This window comes from uncultured Arcobacter sp. (genome assembly GCF_937982575.1).
Taxonomy (GTDB): Bacteria; Campylobacterota; Campylobacteria; order Campylobacterales; family Arcobacteraceae; genus Arcobacter.
Genome location: NZ_CALJLR010000013.1, coordinates 18,332 through 35,699 on the forward strand (window position 1 = coordinate 18,332; position 17,368 = coordinate 35,699).

At 31.3% G+C, this 17,368-nt stretch carries 21 protein-coding genes; 14 read left to right on the top strand and 7 right to left on the bottom strand.

Annotated features, from left to right (window positions below; all coding sequences use genetic code 11):
* Nucleotides 1-29: 29 nt before the first annotated feature.
* The 13 genes from Q0617_RS09480 to Q0617_RS09540 all read left to right on the top strand — a co-directional run bounded on the left by Q0617_RS09480 (nucleotide 30) and on the right by Q0617_RS09540 (nucleotide 10,705).
* Nucleotides 30-350: a 2Fe-2S iron-sulfur cluster binding domain-containing protein gene (locus Q0617_RS09480; protein ID WP_298752850.1), complete on the top strand. Its 321-nt coding sequence runs from the start codon at nucleotides 30-32 to the stop codon at nucleotides 348-350.
* A gap of 12 nt (nucleotides 351-362) precedes the next feature.
* Nucleotides 363-1,310 (top strand): catechol 2,3-dioxygenase, encoded by a 948-nt coding sequence (locus tag Q0617_RS09485; RefSeq protein WP_298752852.1) that lies wholly within the window; start codon nucleotides 363-365, stop codon nucleotides 1,308-1,310.
* An 11-nt stretch (nucleotides 1,311-1,321) separates the two neighbouring features.
* Complete coding sequence (locus Q0617_RS09490; RefSeq protein ID WP_298752853.1) at nucleotides 1,322-1,747, top strand: heme-binding protein; 426 nt, start codon at nucleotides 1,322-1,324, stop codon at nucleotides 1,745-1,747.
* Nucleotides 1,747-3,204 carry a 2-hydroxymuconic semialdehyde dehydrogenase gene (locus tag Q0617_RS09495; protein WP_298752856.1) on the top strand — a complete coding sequence of 486 codons (1,458 nt, stop codon included), beginning with the start codon at nucleotides 1,747-1,749 and terminating at the stop codon, nucleotides 3,202-3,204. The genes Q0617_RS09490 and Q0617_RS09495 overlap by 1 nt, the downstream gene beginning before the upstream one ends.
* Nucleotides 3,205-3,215: 11 nt before the next feature.
* Nucleotides 3,216-4,004, top strand: a complete 789-nt coding sequence (gene dmpE, locus Q0617_RS09500; RefSeq protein WP_298752858.1) for a 2-oxopent-4-enoate hydratase — start codon at nucleotides 3,216-3,218, stop codon at nucleotides 4,002-4,004.
* Between the two features lie 119 nt (nucleotides 4,005-4,123).
* Nucleotides 4,124-5,008: an acetaldehyde dehydrogenase (acetylating) gene (locus Q0617_RS09505; RefSeq protein ID WP_298752860.1), complete on the top strand. Its 885-nt coding sequence runs from the start codon at nucleotides 4,124-4,126 to the stop codon at nucleotides 5,006-5,008.
* A 1-nt stretch (nucleotide 5,009) separates the two neighbouring features.
* Nucleotides 5,010-6,038: a 4-hydroxy-2-oxovalerate aldolase gene (dmpG, locus tag Q0617_RS09510; RefSeq protein WP_298752862.1), complete on the top strand. Its 1,029-nt coding sequence runs from the start codon at nucleotides 5,010-5,012 to the stop codon at nucleotides 6,036-6,038.
* Entirely contained in the window at nucleotides 6,038-6,826 is a 789-nt protein-coding gene (gene dmpH / locus Q0617_RS09515; protein WP_298752864.1) for a 2-oxo-3-hexenedioate decarboxylase, read from the top strand. Before dmpG ends, dmpH begins: the two co-directional genes overlap by 1 nt.
* 9 nt (nucleotides 6,827-6,835) lie before the next feature.
* The gene (locus Q0617_RS09520; RefSeq protein WP_298752866.1) at nucleotides 6,836-7,027 is read left to right on the top strand and encodes a 2-hydroxymuconate tautomerase; all 192 of its coding nucleotides are present in this window, start codon (nucleotides 6,836-6,838) and stop codon (nucleotides 7,025-7,027) included.
* Nucleotides 7,028-8,041, top strand: a complete 1,014-nt coding sequence (locus Q0617_RS09525; protein ID WP_298752868.1) for an MsnO8 family LLM class oxidoreductase — start codon at nucleotides 7,028-7,030, stop codon at nucleotides 8,039-8,041. It abuts the gene before it with no gap.
* A gap of 12 nt (nucleotides 8,042-8,053) precedes the next feature.
* The gene (locus tag Q0617_RS09530; protein WP_298752869.1) at nucleotides 8,054-8,878 is read left to right on the top strand and encodes an alpha/beta hydrolase; all 825 of its coding nucleotides are present in this window, start codon (nucleotides 8,054-8,056) and stop codon (nucleotides 8,876-8,878) included.
* The gene (locus Q0617_RS09535) at nucleotides 8,879-9,820 is read left to right on the top strand and encodes a ketopantoate reductase family protein (protein ID WP_298752871.1); all 942 of its coding nucleotides are present in this window, start codon (nucleotides 8,879-8,881) and stop codon (nucleotides 9,818-9,820) included.
* A gap of 54 nt (nucleotides 9,821-9,874) precedes the next feature.
* Nucleotides 9,875-10,705 (top strand): AEC family transporter, encoded by an 831-nt coding sequence (locus tag Q0617_RS09540; protein ID WP_298752873.1) that lies wholly within the window; start codon nucleotides 9,875-9,877, stop codon nucleotides 10,703-10,705.
* A gap of 294 nt (nucleotides 10,706-10,999) precedes the next feature.
* Here the strand turns inward: Q0617_RS09540 and Q0617_RS09545 are convergent, their stop codons facing one another.
* The 3 genes from Q0617_RS09545 to Q0617_RS09555 all read right to left on the bottom strand — a co-directional run bounded on the left by Q0617_RS09545 (nucleotide 11,000) and on the right by Q0617_RS09555 (nucleotide 13,984).
* On the bottom strand, nucleotides 11,000-12,217 hold the full coding sequence (locus Q0617_RS09545) for a hypothetical protein (protein WP_298752875.1): 1,218 nt from the start codon (nucleotides 12,215-12,217) through the stop codon (nucleotides 11,000-11,002).
* 115 nt (nucleotides 12,218-12,332) lie between these two features.
* On the bottom strand, nucleotides 12,333-13,373 hold the full coding sequence (locus tag Q0617_RS09550) for a prephenate dehydratase domain-containing protein (RefSeq protein ID WP_298752877.1): 1,041 nt from the start codon (nucleotides 13,371-13,373) through the stop codon (nucleotides 12,333-12,335).
* Nucleotides 13,374-13,543: 170 nt separating this feature from the next.
* Nucleotides 13,544-13,984: a tyrosine-type recombinase/integrase gene (locus Q0617_RS09555; protein ID WP_366517902.1), complete on the bottom strand. Its 441-nt coding sequence runs from the start codon at nucleotides 13,982-13,984 to the stop codon at nucleotides 13,544-13,546.
* Between the two features lie 195 nt (nucleotides 13,985-14,179).
* Here Q0617_RS09555 and garR point away from each other — a divergent pair, with 195 nt between their 5' ends.
* Nucleotides 14,180-15,064 (top strand): 2-hydroxy-3-oxopropionate reductase, encoded by an 885-nt coding sequence (gene garR, locus Q0617_RS09560; protein ID WP_298752879.1) that lies wholly within the window; start codon nucleotides 14,180-14,182, stop codon nucleotides 15,062-15,064.
* Between the two features lie 27 nt (nucleotides 15,065-15,091).
* On the opposite strand, the gene Q0617_RS09565 is transcribed toward garR, so the two are convergent.
* The 4 genes from Q0617_RS09565 to Q0617_RS09580 all read right to left on the bottom strand — a co-directional run bounded on the left by Q0617_RS09565 (nucleotide 15,092) and on the right by Q0617_RS09580 (nucleotide 17,357).
* A complete protein-coding gene (locus Q0617_RS09565; RefSeq protein WP_298752881.1) occupies nucleotides 15,092-16,141 on the bottom strand; it encodes an AI-2E family transporter in 1,050 nt (349 codons plus the stop codon).
* Between the two features lie 93 nt (nucleotides 16,142-16,234).
* Entirely contained in the window at nucleotides 16,235-16,462 is a 228-nt protein-coding gene (locus tag Q0617_RS09570) for a ChaB family protein (RefSeq protein WP_298752883.1), read from the bottom strand.
* 109 nt (nucleotides 16,463-16,571) lie between these two features.
* The gene (locus Q0617_RS09575) at nucleotides 16,572-17,030 is read right to left on the bottom strand and encodes a hypothetical protein (protein WP_298752885.1); all 459 of its coding nucleotides are present in this window, start codon (nucleotides 17,028-17,030) and stop codon (nucleotides 16,572-16,574) included.
* Between the two features lie 39 nt (nucleotides 17,031-17,069).
* Complete coding sequence (locus Q0617_RS09580; RefSeq protein WP_298752887.1) at nucleotides 17,070-17,357, bottom strand: hypothetical protein; 288 nt, start codon at nucleotides 17,355-17,357, stop codon at nucleotides 17,070-17,072.
* Nucleotides 17,358-17,368: the final 11 nt, after the last annotated feature.

Here is a 17,368-nt window from a genome sequence, read left to right on the forward strand (position 1 = left end):
GGTATTAGAATTTTTAAAAAAGGATATTTTTGAAACATAATATCTTAGTTAGAGATAAGAATAAAAATCGAGAATGTTTTGAAAATAAGAATTTAATGGATTCTTTATCCAAACAATCTGATTTAGCCCCTAAGGGTTGCCATAATGGCTGTTGTGGTGTTTGTAAAGTAATTATTCATAATGGAGATTATGAAAAATTAAAAATGAATCGTAAACACATAAGCGAAGTTGAGGAAAATGAAAATACAGTCTTAGCCTGTAGAGTTTTTCCTAAAAGTGACATGGAAATAGAATTTATACCAAGAACTAAAACAAATGTAGAAAAAGATGCATTTGTATTTGGCAAATAACAAGGAGATAAAATGAGTGGAATTATGAGAATAGGTCATGTTGACATAAATGTTTTAGATGTTGATTTATCAAGAGAGTACTATGTAAATATTATGGGTATGGATGTAACTAGAGAAGATGAAGATGGAACTTTATATTTAAAGTGCTGGGATGAATGGGACAAATATAGTTTAGTTTTAAGACCTAGTGATGAGGCTACTTATAATAGAGTTGGATATAAAGTTGAAAAAGACTCTGACATTGATGATTTAAAATCTAAAATTGAAGCTTATGGTATTTCAACAGAAATTTTGCCTGCAGGAACTGTTGTAGAGTGTGGAAGAGTATTAAAATTTAATGCTCCAAGTGGACATGAATTTAACTTATATGCTGAAAAAACATTTGTAGGAAAAGTAGTTGGTGATACAAACCCAAGACCTTGGCCATTTGAAGGAAGAGGTATAAAAGCCCATTGGATAGATCATATTTTATTGATGTGTGAGGGGCCTGAAAATGTTATGGCATCGACAAAGTTTTTCCAAGAAGTATTAGAGTTTAATTTAGCAGAGCAAGTATGTGTGGGACCAGAAGGTTCTTTACAAGCTGCAACTTGGCTTTCAAGAACATCAACACCACATGATTTGGCATTTGTTGCCGGTCCTGAAACAGGTATGCACCACTTTGCATTTTTCTTAGATGGTTGGAATGATATTTTAAGAGCAGCAGATGTTATGGCAATGCATGATGTAAAAATTGATGTAACCCCACAAAGACATGGTATTACAAGAGGTGAAACAATTTATTTCTTTGATCCATCAGGGCATAGATTAGAAACTTTTGCAGGACTTGGCTACTTAATGCAACCAGATATGCCAACTGTAACTTGGACAGAAGATGAGTTATGGAGAGGAATTTTCTACCATACGGGTATAGAAAATGGTGCATTTACAACAGCCTATACATTATCGGCATATAAATAATTGGTAATAAAATGAATATTACTAAAAAAGAAATAACTATTTCAAGACAAGCTTCAATGGAAGCTTGTCTTTTCTCAGTTCAAAAAGCTGAAGAAATAGGAATCAAAATAAATGTATCTGTAGTAGATAACAAAGGTTTAGAAATGGCATTTTTAAGAATGGAGGATTCATTTATCCATTCTATTGGTATTGCAAAAGATAAAGCATATACAAGTGCAAGTTTTGGTTTCCCTACAGAGCAGTGGACTACAATTTTCAAAAGTATGCCTCATTTGGAACATGGGTTTTCAAATAGGGAACGATTAATTCCTTTTGGAGGAGGGATGCCGATTTTTGAAAAGGGTATTAAGGTTGGAGCAATTGGTGTTTCAGGTGGAACAGAAGAAGAAGATATTATATGTGCAAAATATGCAATTGAAAAAATAGGATTAGAATAATGAAAAAAGTACAACACTATATTAACGGAAAATTTATGGACTCACAATGTGGTGAGTTTTTTGATAACTTTAACCCATCAACAAATGAATTAATAGCAAAAGTTGCTTTAGGAAGAGAATCTGAAGTAAATGCAGCAGTTGCAGCAGCAAGAGCTGCACTAACTGGTGAGTGGGGTCAAATGAAGCTAAATGACAGAATAGCTTTAATGTATGAAATTGCTAATGAAATTGATAGAAGATTTGATGATTTTTTAGAAGCTGAAACTTTGGATACAGGTAAACCATATTCAATAGCGAGACATATTGATATTCCTAGAGGTGCGGCAAACTTTAAAGTATTTGCTGACACTATGAAATCAGTTGCTGATGAAGCATATAGAATGGACACTCCTGATGGAAAAATGGCAATGAATTATTCTATGAGAAAACCAAAAGGTGTTATTGGAGTTATCTCTCCATGGAACCTTCCTCTTCTTCTTATGACTTGGAAAGTAGGCCCTGCTATGGCTTGTGGTAATACAGTTGTTGTTAAACCATCTCAAGTAACGCCAACTACTACATCACTTTTAGGTGAAGTTATGTCTAAAGTTGGAGTTCCAGCAGGGGCTTATAATGTTGTTCAAGGAAAGGGTTCAATTACTGGAAATCTTTTAACAGCACATAAAGACTTAGATGCTATTACTTTTACAGGTGAAACAGTAACTGGCGAGATGATTATGAAAGCTTGTTCTGTTGGGGTTAGGGATGTATCTCTTGAATTAGGTGGTAAAAACCCTGCTGTAGTATTTGCAGATTGTGATATGGATAAAGCAATTACTGAAACTACAAGATCATGTTTTGCTAATTCTGGTCAAGTATGTTTAGGAACAGAAAGAGTTTATGTACAAAGAACCATTTTTGATGAGTTTGTTTCTAGATTAAAAGAATCTGCTTCTAAATTAAAGCTTGGAATTCAACATGATGAGTCAACTGATATTGGTCCATTAGTAAGTTCTTCTCATAGAGATAAAGTATTAGATTATTATGAAAAAGCAGTTGCAGAGGGTGCTAATGTTGTCTTAGGTGGTAAAGCACCAGTAATGCCTGGAAAAATGAAAGATGGATATTGGGTTGAACCAACAATCTGGACAGGTTTAAGTGAAGAAGCAACTGTTGTTCAAGAAGAAGTCTTTGGACCTTGTTGTCATGTTCAACCTTTTGATACAGAAGAAGAAGCTATAAAAATGGCGAATAATTCTCCATATGGATTAGCATCAACAATTTTCACTGAGAATTTAGATAAAGCTCATAGAGTTGCTTCTCAATTAGATACTGGGATTGTATGGATTAACTCATGGTTTTTAAGAGACTTAAGAACACCATTTGGTGGAATGAAAGGTTCTGGTATTGGAAGAGAAGGTGGACATCACTCATTAGAATTCTATACAGAACTTAAAAATGTATGTATAAAAATGTAAGGTTGAGAAAAATGGAACAGTCAAAAATTGTAAAATATGGAAATGAATTATATGACTCTTTAAAGTCTTGTAATGTTATTGAACCACTTACATCAAGAGAAACTGATATTACAATTGAAGATGCATATGCAATTCAAGATGTATTAATTAAAAAGAGAATTAAAGAAGATGGTTCAAAAATTATTGGTAAAAAAATTGGTGTAACCTCAAAAGTTGTTATGGATATGCTAGGTGTAAATCAACCTGATTTTGGATATTTATTATCTGATATGATTTATTCTGATGGTGATGAAATTGATGTAACTAATAAAATGATTCAACCTAAAGCTGAAGGTGAAATAGCTTTTGTTTTAAAAGAAGATTTAATGGGACCAGGTGTTACAACAGCTGATGTACTAAGAGCAACAAAATTTGTTATGCCTTGCTTTGAAATTGTTGATTCTAGAATTAAAGATTGGAAAATTAAAATCCAAGATACAGTTGCAGATAATGCCTCTTGTGGATATATAGTTTTTGGTGGTAAAAGTGTTGATCCAAGAGATATAGATTTAACTACTTGTGGAATTACATTAGAAAGAAATGGAGAGCTCCTACATACAGGAGCAGGAGCAGCAGCACTTGGGAGTCCAGTCAATGCAGTAGCATGGCTTGCAAATACTTTAGGTGAGTTTGGTGTTGGTTTAAAAGCTGGTGAAGTTATTTTGTCAGGTGCCTTGTGTGCTATGGTAACTATTGAGCCTGGTGATAATATGACAATTAACATTGGTGGAATTGGCTCTGCAACATGCAGATTTATATAGAGAGTAACTCTTTACTCTCTTTAAAATTTGCCTCTTAAAGTAAAATTCATTTTTACTGATAAGAGAAGTTATAAAATAAAAGGTCCTTTCAAAATAGGGACTATTTTTAAGGAAATAGAATGAAAATAAATTGCGCATTAATTGGATCTGGTAATATTGGTACAGATTTAATGTACAAACTTCAAAGAAGTGAAATATTAAATCCTTTATGGATGGTAGGAATAGATCCAGATTCTGATGGATTAAAAAAAGCAAAAGAAGCTGGAATGAAAATAACTCATGAAGGTGTAGATGGGCTATTACCCTTTATTAAAGAAGATGGTGTAAAAATTGCATTTGATGCAACATCAGCATATGTACATGGAGAAAATAATAGAAAACTTGCAGAGCTAGGTGTTATGGTTATAGACTTGACACCTGCTGCAATAGGGCCATTCTGTGTACCTTCAGTAAATATGAAAGAATTATTATCTCAAAATACTCAAAATGTAAATATGGTTACTTGTGGTGGACAAGCAACAATCCCAATGGTTGCAGCTGTATCAAATGTACAAGAGGTTGATTATGCAGAAATTATTGCAACAGTTGCCTCAAAATCTGCAGGTCCAGGAACAAGAGCAAATATTGACGAATTTACAGAAACTACTAAGTTAGGTATTGAGAAAGTTGGAAAAGCAAAAATTGGAAAAGCAATAATTATTTTGAATCCAGCTGAACCACCTCTTATGATGAGAGATACTGTTCATTGTTTAACTAAAGATGAGCCAAATATTGAAGCTATAACAAAATCTGTAAAAGAAATGGTAAAAGAGATTCAAAAATTTGTACCTGGATATAAATTAAAAAATGGTCCTGTTTTTGATGGTAAAAAAGTTTCAATATTTTTAGAGGTAGAGGGTTTAGGAGACTATTTACCTAAATATGCTGGAAATCTTGACATTATAACTGCAGCTGCAACAAATATTGCAGAACAAATGGCAGAAAAAATAAAAGCAGGAGCATAAAATGGATTTAAGAGGTAAAAAAATTAAAATACATGATATGTCTTTAAGAGATGGTATGCACTCTGTAAGACATCAATTTACTTTAGAACAGATGAAAGCTATGTCTATTGCTATGGATGAGGCTGGTGTTCCATTGATTGAAGTAACTCATGGAGATGGACTTGGTGGTTCATCATTAAATTATGGATTTGGTCTTCATAGTGATGAAGAGTGGCTAGATGCTGTTGTTCCAAATATGAAAAATGCAAAAATTTCAGCTCTTTTACTTCCTGGAATTGGAATTGTTAAAGATTTAGAAAAAGCACTTGAAAAAGGTATTTCTACTGTAAGGGTTGCAACTCATTGTACAGAAGCTGATGTCTCAGCTCAACATATAAAAGCAGCAGTTGGTATGGGATTAGATACTGTTGGTTTTTTAATGATGGCACATATGGTTGAACCAAAAAGATTAGTTGAAGAAGCAAGAAAAATGGTTTCATATGGTGCAAATTGCATTTATGCTACTGATTCTGCAGGATTTATGCTTCCTGATGATATAAGTGCAAGAATAGGGGCTCTTAAGAAAGAGTTTGGAAATGAAATAGAAATTGGATTTCATGGACATAATAATATGTCTATGGGTGTTGCAAATTCTTTGGCTGCAATTGAAGCCGGTGCTACAAGAATAGATGCATCACTTGCAGGTTTTGGAGCTGGTTCTGGAAATACTGCAACTGAAGTTTTAGTTGCAGTATTAAATAGAATGGGTGTTGAAACAGGAATTGACCTAAATAAAATTGAAGATGCTGCAGAAGATATTGCATTGCCAATTATGGGAAAACCTACAAGAATTTCTAGAGATTCTTTAACATTAGGTTATGCAGGTGTTTATTCTTCTTTTCTATTATTTGCAAGACGTGCAGAAGTAAAATATGGTGTTGATGCAAGAGCTATTCTTATTGAATTAGGAAAAAGAGGTACTGTTGGTGGTCAAGAAGATATGATTGAAGATTTAGCATTAGATATGGCAAAAGAAAAAGGACTTATATAATGGCATTAGATAAAGCAACAATAGAGAAGTTAGCAAAGCATTGTGAGGATGCTGAACTAAATGCAGTAGAAATTACTAAGATTACAGATGATTATCCTGAAATGACCTATGAAGATGCCTTTGATATTCAATGGACAGCAAGAAAAAATAAAGAAGCAAGAGGGACAAAAATAGTTGGTATGAAAATGGGGCTTACATCTCAAGCAAAAATGAAACAAATGGGTGTTGAAAACCCTTGTTATGGCTATCTTGCTGATTATTTTGCTTTTGGTGATGGAGCTGAAATCAAAATTGATGAACTTATCCATCCAAAGGTTGAAGCCGAGATTGCTTTTGTTTTAAAAGAGGATTTAACAGGACCCGGTTGTCATATTGGTGATGTTTTAGCTGCAACTGATTTTGTAATGCCTGCTGTTGAAGTGATTGATTCGAGATATAAAGATTTTAAATTTGATTTAAAATCAGTTATTGCAGATAATTCTTCATCTTCTAGATATGTGACAGGTGGACAAGCTAGAGATATAAAAGATTTAGATCTTAAAACTTTAGGTGTAGTTATGGAAATAAATGGAGAAGTTGTTCAACTAGGAGCTGGTGCAGCTGTTCTTGGACATCCTGCAACTTCAATTGCAATGCTTGCAAATATGATGGCAGAACGTGGAGAAACACTCAAAAAAGGTGAATACATTTTATCCGGTGCAATTACTGCTGCAGTTTCTGTAAAAAAAGGTGATAATGTAAATGTGAAGTTTCAGGATTTAGGTTCTGTTTCATTTAAATTTATTTAAGGAGGTAACATGCCAATTGCTACAATAAATATTATTGAAGGTCGAGATGACGCAAAAAAAGAGGCTCTTATTGAAAAGGTAACTCTAGCAATTCATGAATCGCTAGGTGCTCCTATTGAAACAGTAAGAGTAATAATAAATGAAATGCCAAAACAGCATTATGGTATTGCAGGAAAAAGTGCTAAAAAACTAGGCAAATAAATGCAAAGAATTAAACTTAGTGTTTTAGACCAGTCTCCTATTCATGAAGATAAAGAACCTAAAAGTGGACTATTTGACACAATAGAATTAGCAAAGCATTGCGAAAACTTGGGTTATTATAGATATTGGTGTTCTGAACATCATGATACGCCAGGGTATGCAAGTTCGTGTCCTGAAATAATGGTAAGTCAAGTTGCAAATGCAACTTCTAGTATTAGAATTGGAAGTGGCGGAGTTATGCTAAATCACTATAGTTCATTTAAAGTTGCAGAGACTTTTAACAGTTTAAGTGCCTTACATCATAATAGAATAGATTTAGGAATTGGAAGAGCAAGTGGAGCTAATTTTTTGGCTGCACGTGCTTTGCATAATTCTCAAGGTGATGATTACGTTCAAAAAGCATATGAGCTTATAAACTATTTGGATAATAAGATACCAGAAAATGGTTATTTACATGGGGTTAGTTTATCTCCGAAAGGTGTTGATTCAACGCCAGTTTATCTATTGGGTTCAAGTGAGGGTAGTAGTTCTTTAGCTGGAAAGCTAGGTGCAGGATTTTGTTTAGCATTATTTATAGGTACTCATGATAGACCAACTAAAATTATTGAAGACTATAAGAAAAACTTTAGACCTTCTTTAAATTTTAAAAAGCCAAAAGCTATGTTAGCTGTTGCATGTATATGTGCTGGTTCTAAAGTAGAAGCAGAAAAAATTGCAAGCACACATACATATTGGAAAGTTCAAGCTTTTAGACATATTCAAAGAGATCCTTTGCAAAGTCCAAAAAGAGTTGAAGAGTTATATGAAGAATTAAGTTTAGAAGATAAAGTTTATTATCATGAAACATTAGACTCTATGATTTTAGGAACACCAAAAGAGTGTAAAGAAAAAATAGAAAAATTAGCACAAGAGTATGATGTTGATGAAATTGTTGTTGTTAACGTTACTTATTCATTTGAAGATAGAAAAAGATCTTATGAATTATTGGCAAAAGAATTTGATTTAAAAAAGTAAAAAGGAGAATAAATGTCACAAAATCCAGAAATAGCAAATAGTATAAAAACTGGAAGTTTTAATACAAACTACCATGATTTAGGAAAAGGGGATCCCATAATGTTTATTCATGGCTCTGGTCCAGGCGTTTCAGCATTTGCAAATTGGCGATTGTGTATGCCAGTTATATCAGAAAAGTTTAGAGTAATTGCACCTGATATGGTGGGATTTGGCTATTCTGATAGACCTAAAGATATATCATATGATATGGATACATGGGTTAAGCAAACAATAGATTTAATGGATGCTTTAGGAATAGAAAAAACAAATCTTGTTGGAAATTCCTTTGGTGGAGCATTAGCATTAGCACTCACTATTAAATATCCAGAAAGATTTAATAAAATTGTACTAATGGGTGCAGTAGGAGTTTATTTTGATTTAACATATGGATTAGACAAAGCCTGGGGATATACTCCAAGTATTGAAAATATGAAAGAATTATTAGATATATTTGCTTATGATAGAAGTATTGTAACTGATGATTTAGCAAAGATGAGATATGAAGCTAGTATAAGACCTGGTTTTCAAGAATCATTTTCTTCAATGTTCCCTGCACCTAGACAAAACGGTGTTGATTCAATGGAAAGTGATGAAAATGACATAAAAAAAATAGAAAAAGATGTTTTAATTATACATGGAAGAGAAGATAAAGTAATTCCAGTACAAAATTCAATTAGATTAAATCAATTAATACAAAAATCACAACTTCATATTTTTGGTGAATGTGGACATTGGACTCAAATTGAACATAATCAAAGATTTAATGATTTATTATTAAACTTTTTTTCGGAAAAATAAATGAATTTTTTGATTCTGGGGGCTGGTGGTATAGGCTCTTATTTTGGTGCAAGATTACTAGATGCAGGAAATCAAGTAACCTTTGTAGCAAGAGGTGAGCACCTATTAGCCTTACAGCAAAATGGTTTGAAGTTGCAGCACCCAGAATTTTCATTTCATAAACAGATTCCCTCCTCCCAAATTTGTGAAATAAAAAAGTTTGACTTCTCCTTGTTTGATGCTGTATTAATTACCACTAAATCAACTTCAACCCTAAATTTAGCAAATCATTTAAAAGAGTGGTTTGCTGATGATAAAAATATACCATTTATAATTTCCCTACAAAATGGTGTAGAAAATGAAGAGGTCCTTTCATCTTATATAAATAAAAAATATATTATTGCAGGACTTACAAGAAAAATTGGTGCTCACATTGTAAGTCCTGCTGTAGTTAAAGCTACAGGATGTGCAGAAACAATTTTAGGTGCAATTGAAAAAACCAATAAGAATAAAATCTTTTTAATCAACTTAAAAGAAGTTTTTAAAAATGCAAATATTCCTACTGAAATATCAGAAAATATTAATTTAGAGTTATGGAAAAAATTAATTATAAATAATGGTGTTAATGCTATATGTGCTTTACTTAAAAAAAAGACAGGTGTAATAATGCATAATAAAAAGTTGTCAAAGATTGTTTATGGATTGATGACTGAAACCTCGATAGCTGCTTCAAATAAAGGTATAAATATTTCTAAAGTAGAAGTAGATGAAATGTTTAAATTAATCACAGATTTTGACTCAATAAAACCTTCAATGCTTGTAGATTTAGAAAATAATAGAGAAATAGAACTAGATCAGATTTGTAATGTAGTAATTAGAAATTGTGAAGAACAAAACCTTGATGCACCATATACAAGAACTATTTCTACTCTTTTAGACTTTACTTATAATAAAAAATATTAATTCATGATACTTAAAATCTTTCAGATTATATTTCCCGTTTTGATGATTTCTTTTATGGGATATTTATATTCTAAAAAAGAAAAAATCAGTATGGATATCCCTAATAAAATAAACCTTGATATATTTATTCCAATTTTGGTATTTTATGCTATTAGTGAAAAATTACCCTCTATTACACTACTTGGAACTTTTTCTGTTGGGGCTGTTATTGTGGTATTAGGCTCTGGGCTTATTTCATATCCAGTAGCAAAAATATTAAGAATAAGTCCACGAACATTTTTACCTTCTATGATGTTTAATAACTCAATTAATTTAGGACTTCCCTTAGCTTTATTTGCATTTGGTGAAGAAGCAATGGCAATGGCTATTGCTTTGTCACTAGTTCAAGTTATTGGACAGTTTACAATTGCAGTAGTAATGTATGGAGGAGAGGCAAAGGTAATTAACATACTTAAAAATCCTGTAATTATCTCAACAGTTTTGGGACTTCTATTTAATTATTATAATTTTCATTTACCAGAATTATTTTTGATACCAATTAAAATGCTTTCACAAATTACCATACCTCTAATTTTATTTGCTTTGGGTGTAAGATTAGCTTCTATTGAATTTTCTCACTGGAGAATAGGTTTAATAGGTGCTATCTTGTGTCCTTTGTCTGGTGTTATAATGGCTTTAATTGCTATTTTGTTTTTTGACTATACAACTTTACAAATAAACTTAATAATACTTTTTGGAGCACTCCCTCCCGCAGTTATTAACTCTATTATGGCTGAAAAATATGGACATGATGCAAGTGTAGTCTCTTCTGTTGTTGCAGTAGGAAATCTTTTTAGTTTGATAGTTATTCCAATCGTATTTTATTTTTTATTTTTATACGCATAAGAGTATAAAATGAATATTCCAATTTTTATCTTGATTTCTATTTTTATCATATTTTTTATGTCGAAGTGTTTATATTTATAAAGAATTTTAAATAAGTACTATTTTGATGTAGGAGAACAATCTATCAAAAAAGTACTTATTTTAGAGAATAAATACTTGAATGTAACTGTAAAATAGAAGTTACATTCAAAATATACAATACTATTTGGCGCGCATCTTAATAGTATTTAAGCATAAAATAAATAAGAAATATAACTACACCCATTAATAGTTATAAATCTATATTTATTTTTATTAAAATTTATATGATAAGTAAACTCTTGCTGTACCAGCATCTTCTGTTGCAAGTTTTTCAATTTTAACATGCTCAAAATTTGCTTTAATTGTAAAGTTTTTAACTACTGGATAAATAAATATTGCACCCATTGCTGTAACATCACCAAGTACATGAGTTGATGAAGTTGATTTTCCTGCATAAAGAATTGATGTTGTATTTGCTATTGGAACAATTATTCCTCCAACTAATGTATCAGTATCTGCTCTTGTTGGAACGCCACCACCATTAACAGGCATAGCGGTAAAGGCTGTATCCGTTGTACCTGTACCAGCACCTGTGTATACAGGAGCATTTCTATCAGTACTTGAATTATATGCAACAATGTACCCAAGTTTATCAATTCCTATTGGTCCCATTGCTCTTAATCCATACAATGTCCCCTCTTGGGCATTTGCAGCTTGTGTTTTATCTTCAGAACTTACATATTGTGCAGACAAGATGTGTGCTCCCATTGCATAGTCAGCTTGAAAATATAAAGCATTTTTATCTGTAGCAGATGTAACACCATTTTCATCTAAGTATTGAGCTTGTAATGTTAAATTTTCCACAGATGTATTTTTTGCATAAATTGTATAAGCTCCATCTTGAAACTTATTGAACTTTGATACATCTTGTGTACCATTAGTTTTACCTTGGTATTTACTTACATATCCAGCAACTAATGTTGTATCTGGAATATCTGTATTTGTTAATACATATGCTTCAAATGAATCTTTAATTAGAGATTCTGATGATTTGCCATCTAATGAACTACTAAGAAGAGGTGTTGTAATGAATTGTCTACCTGCTTTTAGATTGGTATTAGCAATAGTATAATCTACATATGATTCTGATAATACGGCACCAGATACATTCAGATCATTTGCAAATATAGCATTCTTGTTAGTATCTGATAAAATTGATGAAGCTTGAAAAGTTGCTCCTAATTTAATACCATAAAAACTATCAGTAATGATACCTAAACTCCCGCCAACAGCAAGGATACTATCATCTTTTGTTGCAGGTAAAGCTTGTGTACCTGGGTCAAAGTTTGATTTTGCGTAAACTGATTTTAGTTCACCTTTAACTTTTGAATCTGCGAATGCTGCTGCAATGCTATCACTTGCATTTGCAATAGTTGCAAATGTAGATAATGTAGCAATTGTAGCTAGACTTAATTTTGTAAATCTTTTCATTTTATTCCTTTGTAGTTATATATTTTAGATTTGAAAAAATCAAATCTAAATTATTAAGAAGAAGTTTATATGAAATCAATCGCAAAATTATCGCAGATTTTATTATTGTGTATTTTTATATGTCTTCTACTTCTTTTGGATAAGAACCTAAAATTTTTATATATTTTGAGTGTTTAGTTAAAATCTTCTGAATATTATCATCATTTTTATGTCCTACAAATTCTATAAAAAATGTTGATACACCATTTACTATATGGGATTTTATTTTACTCAGACTGATTTTTGCTTTTTTAAAACTATTAAGAAATGTAATTAAACTCCCATACTTATTTGGTAATTGAACAATAATAGTTGTTTTGTCACTTTTAGTTTTAGATGATTCATCACTAGAGATTACAAAAAAACGCGTTCTATTATTTTTATTATCTTCAATATTTTTAAATAAAATAGGTATGTGATTATTTTTTGCAGCATTTTCAGAGCATATAGCTGCAGAGTTTGGAGTTTTTGATGCCAACTTTGCAGCTTTAGTAGTTGATTCTACATAAATATATTTAGCTTCATTTAAATGATAATTTTCTAGAAAAATAGAACATTGATCAAATGCAATATCTTTAGAATATATAGTATTTATCTCATTAATATTTTTACATGTACTTACTAGCGTATGATGAATATCAAGAACAATTTCTCCTACAATATTTAGATTAAATATATTAAAAGAGTTAATTGTATCCCCTACCATTCCATTAGAACTATTTTCAATTGGAACAATTCCATATTTTGCTCTATTTTCTGAAACTTCAAGAAAAATATTTTTAATAGAATTAACTGAAAAATAGCTAGAGTTTTTGCCAAATTTACTTTCTGCAGCTTCTTGAGTATAACTACCTTCTGGACCTAAATATGCAACTTTTTCAATAGAAATAAGGTTTCTTCCTAAATTAAATATTTCATTATAAAATATCTGTATATCATTATATGTAATGTGTTCATAATTTATATCTTTCAATTTTTCTATTAGGGTCTTGTTTACATCAAAAGAATTTAAATATTCGTCATCTTTTACTAGTGATATTCTTTTATTAATAAGTTTTAATATTTCTTTATCTAAATCATTAATCAAATTAATTTTTTTATTAATTTTTTTGTTCATATAGTTTTCCTATATTATAAATTATTTAATATTGTATATAAAATTTATCGCAAATTAATTGCAAAGATTATTTGCATGGTAAAATTCAATTTAAGTTTATAAAGAATGTCTATTTAATTGTATTCATTACCACTCTGATGCAATAATGAAATAAAATAATGCATGTATTCTTATATATTATTTTCTCTTGTAATATTTTCAATAGTTTTATTTGCAACTTCAGAACCTTTTTTATAAGGTATAGATAAATATTTTTTAATAGTATTTAAATCAGAATGACCTAATGCTCCTGATAAATAAGTTGCATTAATCCCTTGTTCTGCCATAGCTGATACAACAACATTTCTCAAATAGTGAATCCCAAAATTTGGGTTATTTAATGCTTTTTTCAACTTTCTTGTTTGAGCTTGAATGTTTTGTATGTATATTTTATTGTTAGTTGGAGATTCAAAAACATAATCTTTTTTATTTGTTTGCATTGCTAATAAAAGTAGGGCAATTGATTCTGGTAGTATAAATGTTTGTTTTTTACCATTTTTAGTGTTTGGTAAAGTATATAGCATATTATCAAAATCAATGTATTCCCATCTAAGTGTTAATATCTTATTTATACTTGTAGGTTATATATTTATGAACATACAAAAAATAACTATATATTAAAGACATATGAACAAGGCTATTCACAGTATGTAATTGCTAAAATAATTTGAATATCACAGCCAGAAGTTAATAAGATAATTAGGAGAAATAGTTGATAGAGTTATGATTATCAGCTGACTCCTATAATTTATACATGAGGAGATAAAATGAAAGTTGGATTTATAGGACTTGGAATCATGGGAAAACCTATGGCAAAAAATTTATTAAAAGCCGGTTACGAATTAGTTGTTACAAATAGAAGTAAAACTTCAGTTGATGAATTAGTAAATGCTGGTGCAATAGGTGCAAATAGTGCTAAAGAGCTTGCCCAACAAGTTGATGTTGTCATAACAATGTTACCAAACTCTCCTCAAGTAAAAGAAGTTATCCTTGGAGAAGATGGGGTTATTGATGGAATTAAAGAGGGTGGGGTAATTATTGATATGAGTTCAATTGCACCATTAGCTTCACAAGAGATTTCAGCTCAACTTGCTAAAAAAGGTGTTGAATTACTTGATGCACCAGTAAGTGGTGGAGAACCAAAAGCAATAGAGGGAACACTATCTGTTATGGTTGGTGGAAAAAAAGAGGTATTTGATAAGTTTTATGAACTGATGATGTCAATGGCTAGTTCTGTTGTTTATACTGGAAAAGTTGGAGCGGGAAATACGACAAAATTGGCAAATCAAATTATTGTTGCACTCAATATTGCTGGCATGTGTGAAGCTTTAGTTTTAGCTACAAAAGCTGGTGTTGAACCTGAGTTAGTTTATCAAGCGATTAGGGGAGGGCTGGCTGGAAGTGCTGTCTTAGATGCAAAAGCTCCTTTAGTTATGGATAGAAAATTTGACCCAGGATTTAAAATCAATCTACATATTAAAGATTTACAAAATGCACTAGATACAGCGCACGAAATAGGTGCTCCTGTTCACCTTACCGCAGCTATAATGGAAATTATGCAAGCGATGAAAGCTCAAGGTGAAGATAATTTAGATCATTGTGGACTAATCAGGTACTATGAAAGGTTGGCAAAAGTTGAAGTAAAAAGATAATTTTAGCTAAGAAGTTCTTCCCCAAAGTTATTTAAAGCTCTTTTTATAAATATTTAAAACTGTATCTAAAAGAGCTGCAATTACAGGACCTATAATAATACCTACTGGACCAAAAGATATTATTCCTCCAAGGATTGATATTAGAATAACAAGATCAGGTAGTTTTGCATCATTTCCTACAATCCATGGGCGTAGTAGATTATCAACTAACCCTACTACTATTATTCCCCATACACTAAGCGCTATTCCCCATGCAATACTGCCTGTAAGTATGAGGTATATCACTGCTGGCACCCAAACTACAGGTGCTCCTAAGCCTGGAATAGCAGAAAGAAGAAAAACAACACTTCCCCAAAATACTGGTCCATTAAGTCCTACAGCCCAAAATGATAATCCTACCAATAGCCCTTGAATAAATCCAATTATAACTATACCTTTAAGTGATGCTTTAGTTACCATAAGCCCACGGTTCATCAGCTCATTATAATCTTTTTTTGAAAGAGGAAGTAAAGAGGCTAGAGAAGCTAGTAACTGTTGTCCATTTATTAAAAAGTAAAACATAGCATAAAGCATAATAAATAAACTCATAAGAAATCCAGCAGTTCCTTTAGTCGCACTAGACAAACTTGAAACTAACCAACTTCCTATTGCACTTGTTGCATCAGAGGCTTTTTTGAGAAGAGTTTCATTTATAGAATCAAACTTCTCTTGCAGTGGCAACCAACTAGGTAGTTGTTTACTTATTGAGAATTCATCATTTAAAATCTCTTTTACTATAGGAGTTGTTTTTTGGCTGAATTGTATTGCTTCATTTGTCACCATACCAGTAAGTGCTGCCAAGGGAAACCCTACAGCTAAAATTGATATAATCAATACAATAGAGGCTGCCAAAGCAGATTTGTTTTTTAAGTATAAAAGAATTTTATGATAGAAAGGATAAAGTAAGCCTGCAAAGATTGCAGCAAGCACTAGAGCTATTAGAAACTCTTGAATCATTCCAATAAAACCCATTAGTACTGTAAACAGCAATATTAATATAAAAGCTTGTTGAAATTTATTGGGTCTTTTTCCTTTCATTATTAAGCTCCTTAGATATTATATAACTGTTAGTTAAAGAAAACTATACCAATTTTCTAATTAAATTCTATAAAAATTGATAAGGTATCATTTTTATTTTTTAACCCAATTTTCTTTATTATTTTTTTCATATACATTTTTTACAGCAGCCCAAGCAACTTTATGAGCAACTTCTTCTCTTGAACTGTCATCTTTTCTATCTTTTGGGTCTTTGTACTCTTCCCATGCACTATTATATGCTTCTTTATAAATCTCTTGTGCATGTTTTGGTAGGTTGTTTTTTGCTTGTTTTGGTAACTCATTAATACTTTTGTATGGCATTTTTTCCTCCAAATTAAATTAATTTGTTAATTTCAATAAACATAAAACTGGTCTGACACTTTTTATAATATAAGTGCCAGACTCTTTATTTGTAGTATGCTAAAGTAGTTTATTTTGTTGAGCTAAATTCTTTTTCAGATTTTTCCCAAGCTTTTTCTAAATCTTTATACGCATCTGAAAAGCCTTTTTTCGTGTATTCCCATGCCTCAGCAGTACTATTTTTCATACCACCATACCATTGGGCAACTTGATTACGTTGTTTACGAAGAGTTCTAAGATTTTCTCGGGTTTCCATACGAACAGCTTTGTTCATTTTATCCCATTGTTTATCAACCTTTGACTCTAAAGTATCAACACGTTCATCTAGCTTATCTAAACTCTCTTTTGCTTTTTTTAGTGTTTCATCTTTTTTATCTACAGTATAGTTTCCAATAGTTTTAAATAACTCTTGGGTCTCTTTTTTTACTTCTTTAATTGAGGTATCTGTATCTTCACTTTGAGCATAAGACAATGAGGTTGCAAGACCAAGTAAACCGATTATCATTAATATATGTATATGTAGTTTCATGTGTAATCTCCTAAATTATATTTGCAATAAGTATGATATTTACTTAAATCTCGAACCAGCTGACTTCAATGCATCACCAAAAGAAATCCAAGCACTGTCAATTCCTGCCTTTAAGTCCTCCCATGCATCATCACTTGCATTTTTAAGCTCTGTGAGTTTCTCATCAGCATTTTTTTTCATAGATTTTAGTTTATCAATTTCTTCATAATATTGGATTTTTTTATCTGCTTTTTCAGCCTCAGCTTTTGCTTTAAGTCTATCTATCTCTGCACTCCATTCATCTAACTGTGCTTGTAATTTTACTTCATATTCTTTTTTCATACTCATGACTTTCTCCT

Bases quoted from the DNA above. Each gene is read 5' to 3' on its own strand.
- Q0617_RS09485 (WP_298752852.1), top strand. From the start codon at position 363: ATGAGTGGAATTATGAGAATAGGTCATGTTGACATAAATGTTTTAGAT.
- Q0617_RS09490 (WP_298752853.1), top strand. From the start codon at position 1,322: ATGAATATTACTAAAAAAGAAATAACTATTTCAAGACAAGCTTCAATG.
- Q0617_RS09495 (WP_298752856.1), top strand. From the start codon at position 1,747: ATGAAAAAAGTACAACACTATATTAACGGAAAATTTATGGACTCACAA.
- dmpE (WP_298752858.1), top strand. From the start codon at position 3,216: ATGGAACAGTCAAAAATTGTAAAATATGGAAATGAATTATATGACTCT.
- Q0617_RS09505 (WP_298752860.1), top strand. From the start codon at position 4,124: ATGAAAATAAATTGCGCATTAATTGGATCTGGTAATATTGGTACAGAT.
- dmpG (WP_298752862.1), top strand. From the start codon at position 5,010: ATGGATTTAAGAGGTAAAAAAATTAAAATACATGATATGTCTTTAAGA.
- dmpH (WP_298752864.1), top strand. From the start codon at position 6,038: ATGGCATTAGATAAAGCAACAATAGAGAAGTTAGCAAAGCATTGTGAG.
- Q0617_RS09520 (WP_298752866.1), top strand. From the start codon at position 6,836: ATGCCAATTGCTACAATAAATATTATTGAAGGTCGAGATGACGCAAAA.
- Q0617_RS09525 (WP_298752868.1), top strand. From the start codon at position 7,028: ATGCAAAGAATTAAACTTAGTGTTTTAGACCAGTCTCCTATTCATGAA.
- Q0617_RS09530 (WP_298752869.1), top strand. From the start codon at position 8,054: ATGTCACAAAATCCAGAAATAGCAAATAGTATAAAAACTGGAAGTTTT.
- Q0617_RS09535 (WP_298752871.1), top strand. From the start codon at position 8,879: ATGAATTTTTTGATTCTGGGGGCTGGTGGTATAGGCTCTTATTTTGGT.
- Q0617_RS09540 (WP_298752873.1), top strand. From the start codon at position 9,875: ATGGGATATTTATATTCTAAAAAAGAAAAAATCAGTATGGATATCCCT.
- Q0617_RS09545 (WP_298752875.1), bottom strand. From the start codon at position 12,217: ATGAAAAGATTTACAAAATTAAGTCTAGCTACAATTGCTACATTATCT.
- Q0617_RS09550 (WP_298752877.1), bottom strand. From the start codon at position 13,373: ATGAACAAAAAAATTAATAAAAAAATTAATTTGATTAATGATTTAGAT.
- garR (WP_298752879.1), top strand. From the start codon at position 14,180: ATGAAAGTTGGATTTATAGGACTTGGAATCATGGGAAAACCTATGGCA.
- Q0617_RS09565 (WP_298752881.1), bottom strand. From the start codon at position 16,141: ATGAAAGGAAAAAGACCCAATAAATTTCAACAAGCTTTTATATTAATA.
- Q0617_RS09570 (WP_298752883.1), bottom strand. From the start codon at position 16,462: ATGCCATACAAAAGTATTAATGAGTTACCAAAACAAGCAAAAAACAAC.
- Q0617_RS09575 (WP_298752885.1), bottom strand. From the start codon at position 17,030: ATGAAACTACATATACATATATTAATGATAATCGGTTTACTTGGTCTT.
- Q0617_RS09580 (WP_298752887.1), bottom strand. From the start codon at position 17,357: ATGAGTATGAAAAAAGAATATGAAGTAAAATTACAAGCACAGTTAGAT.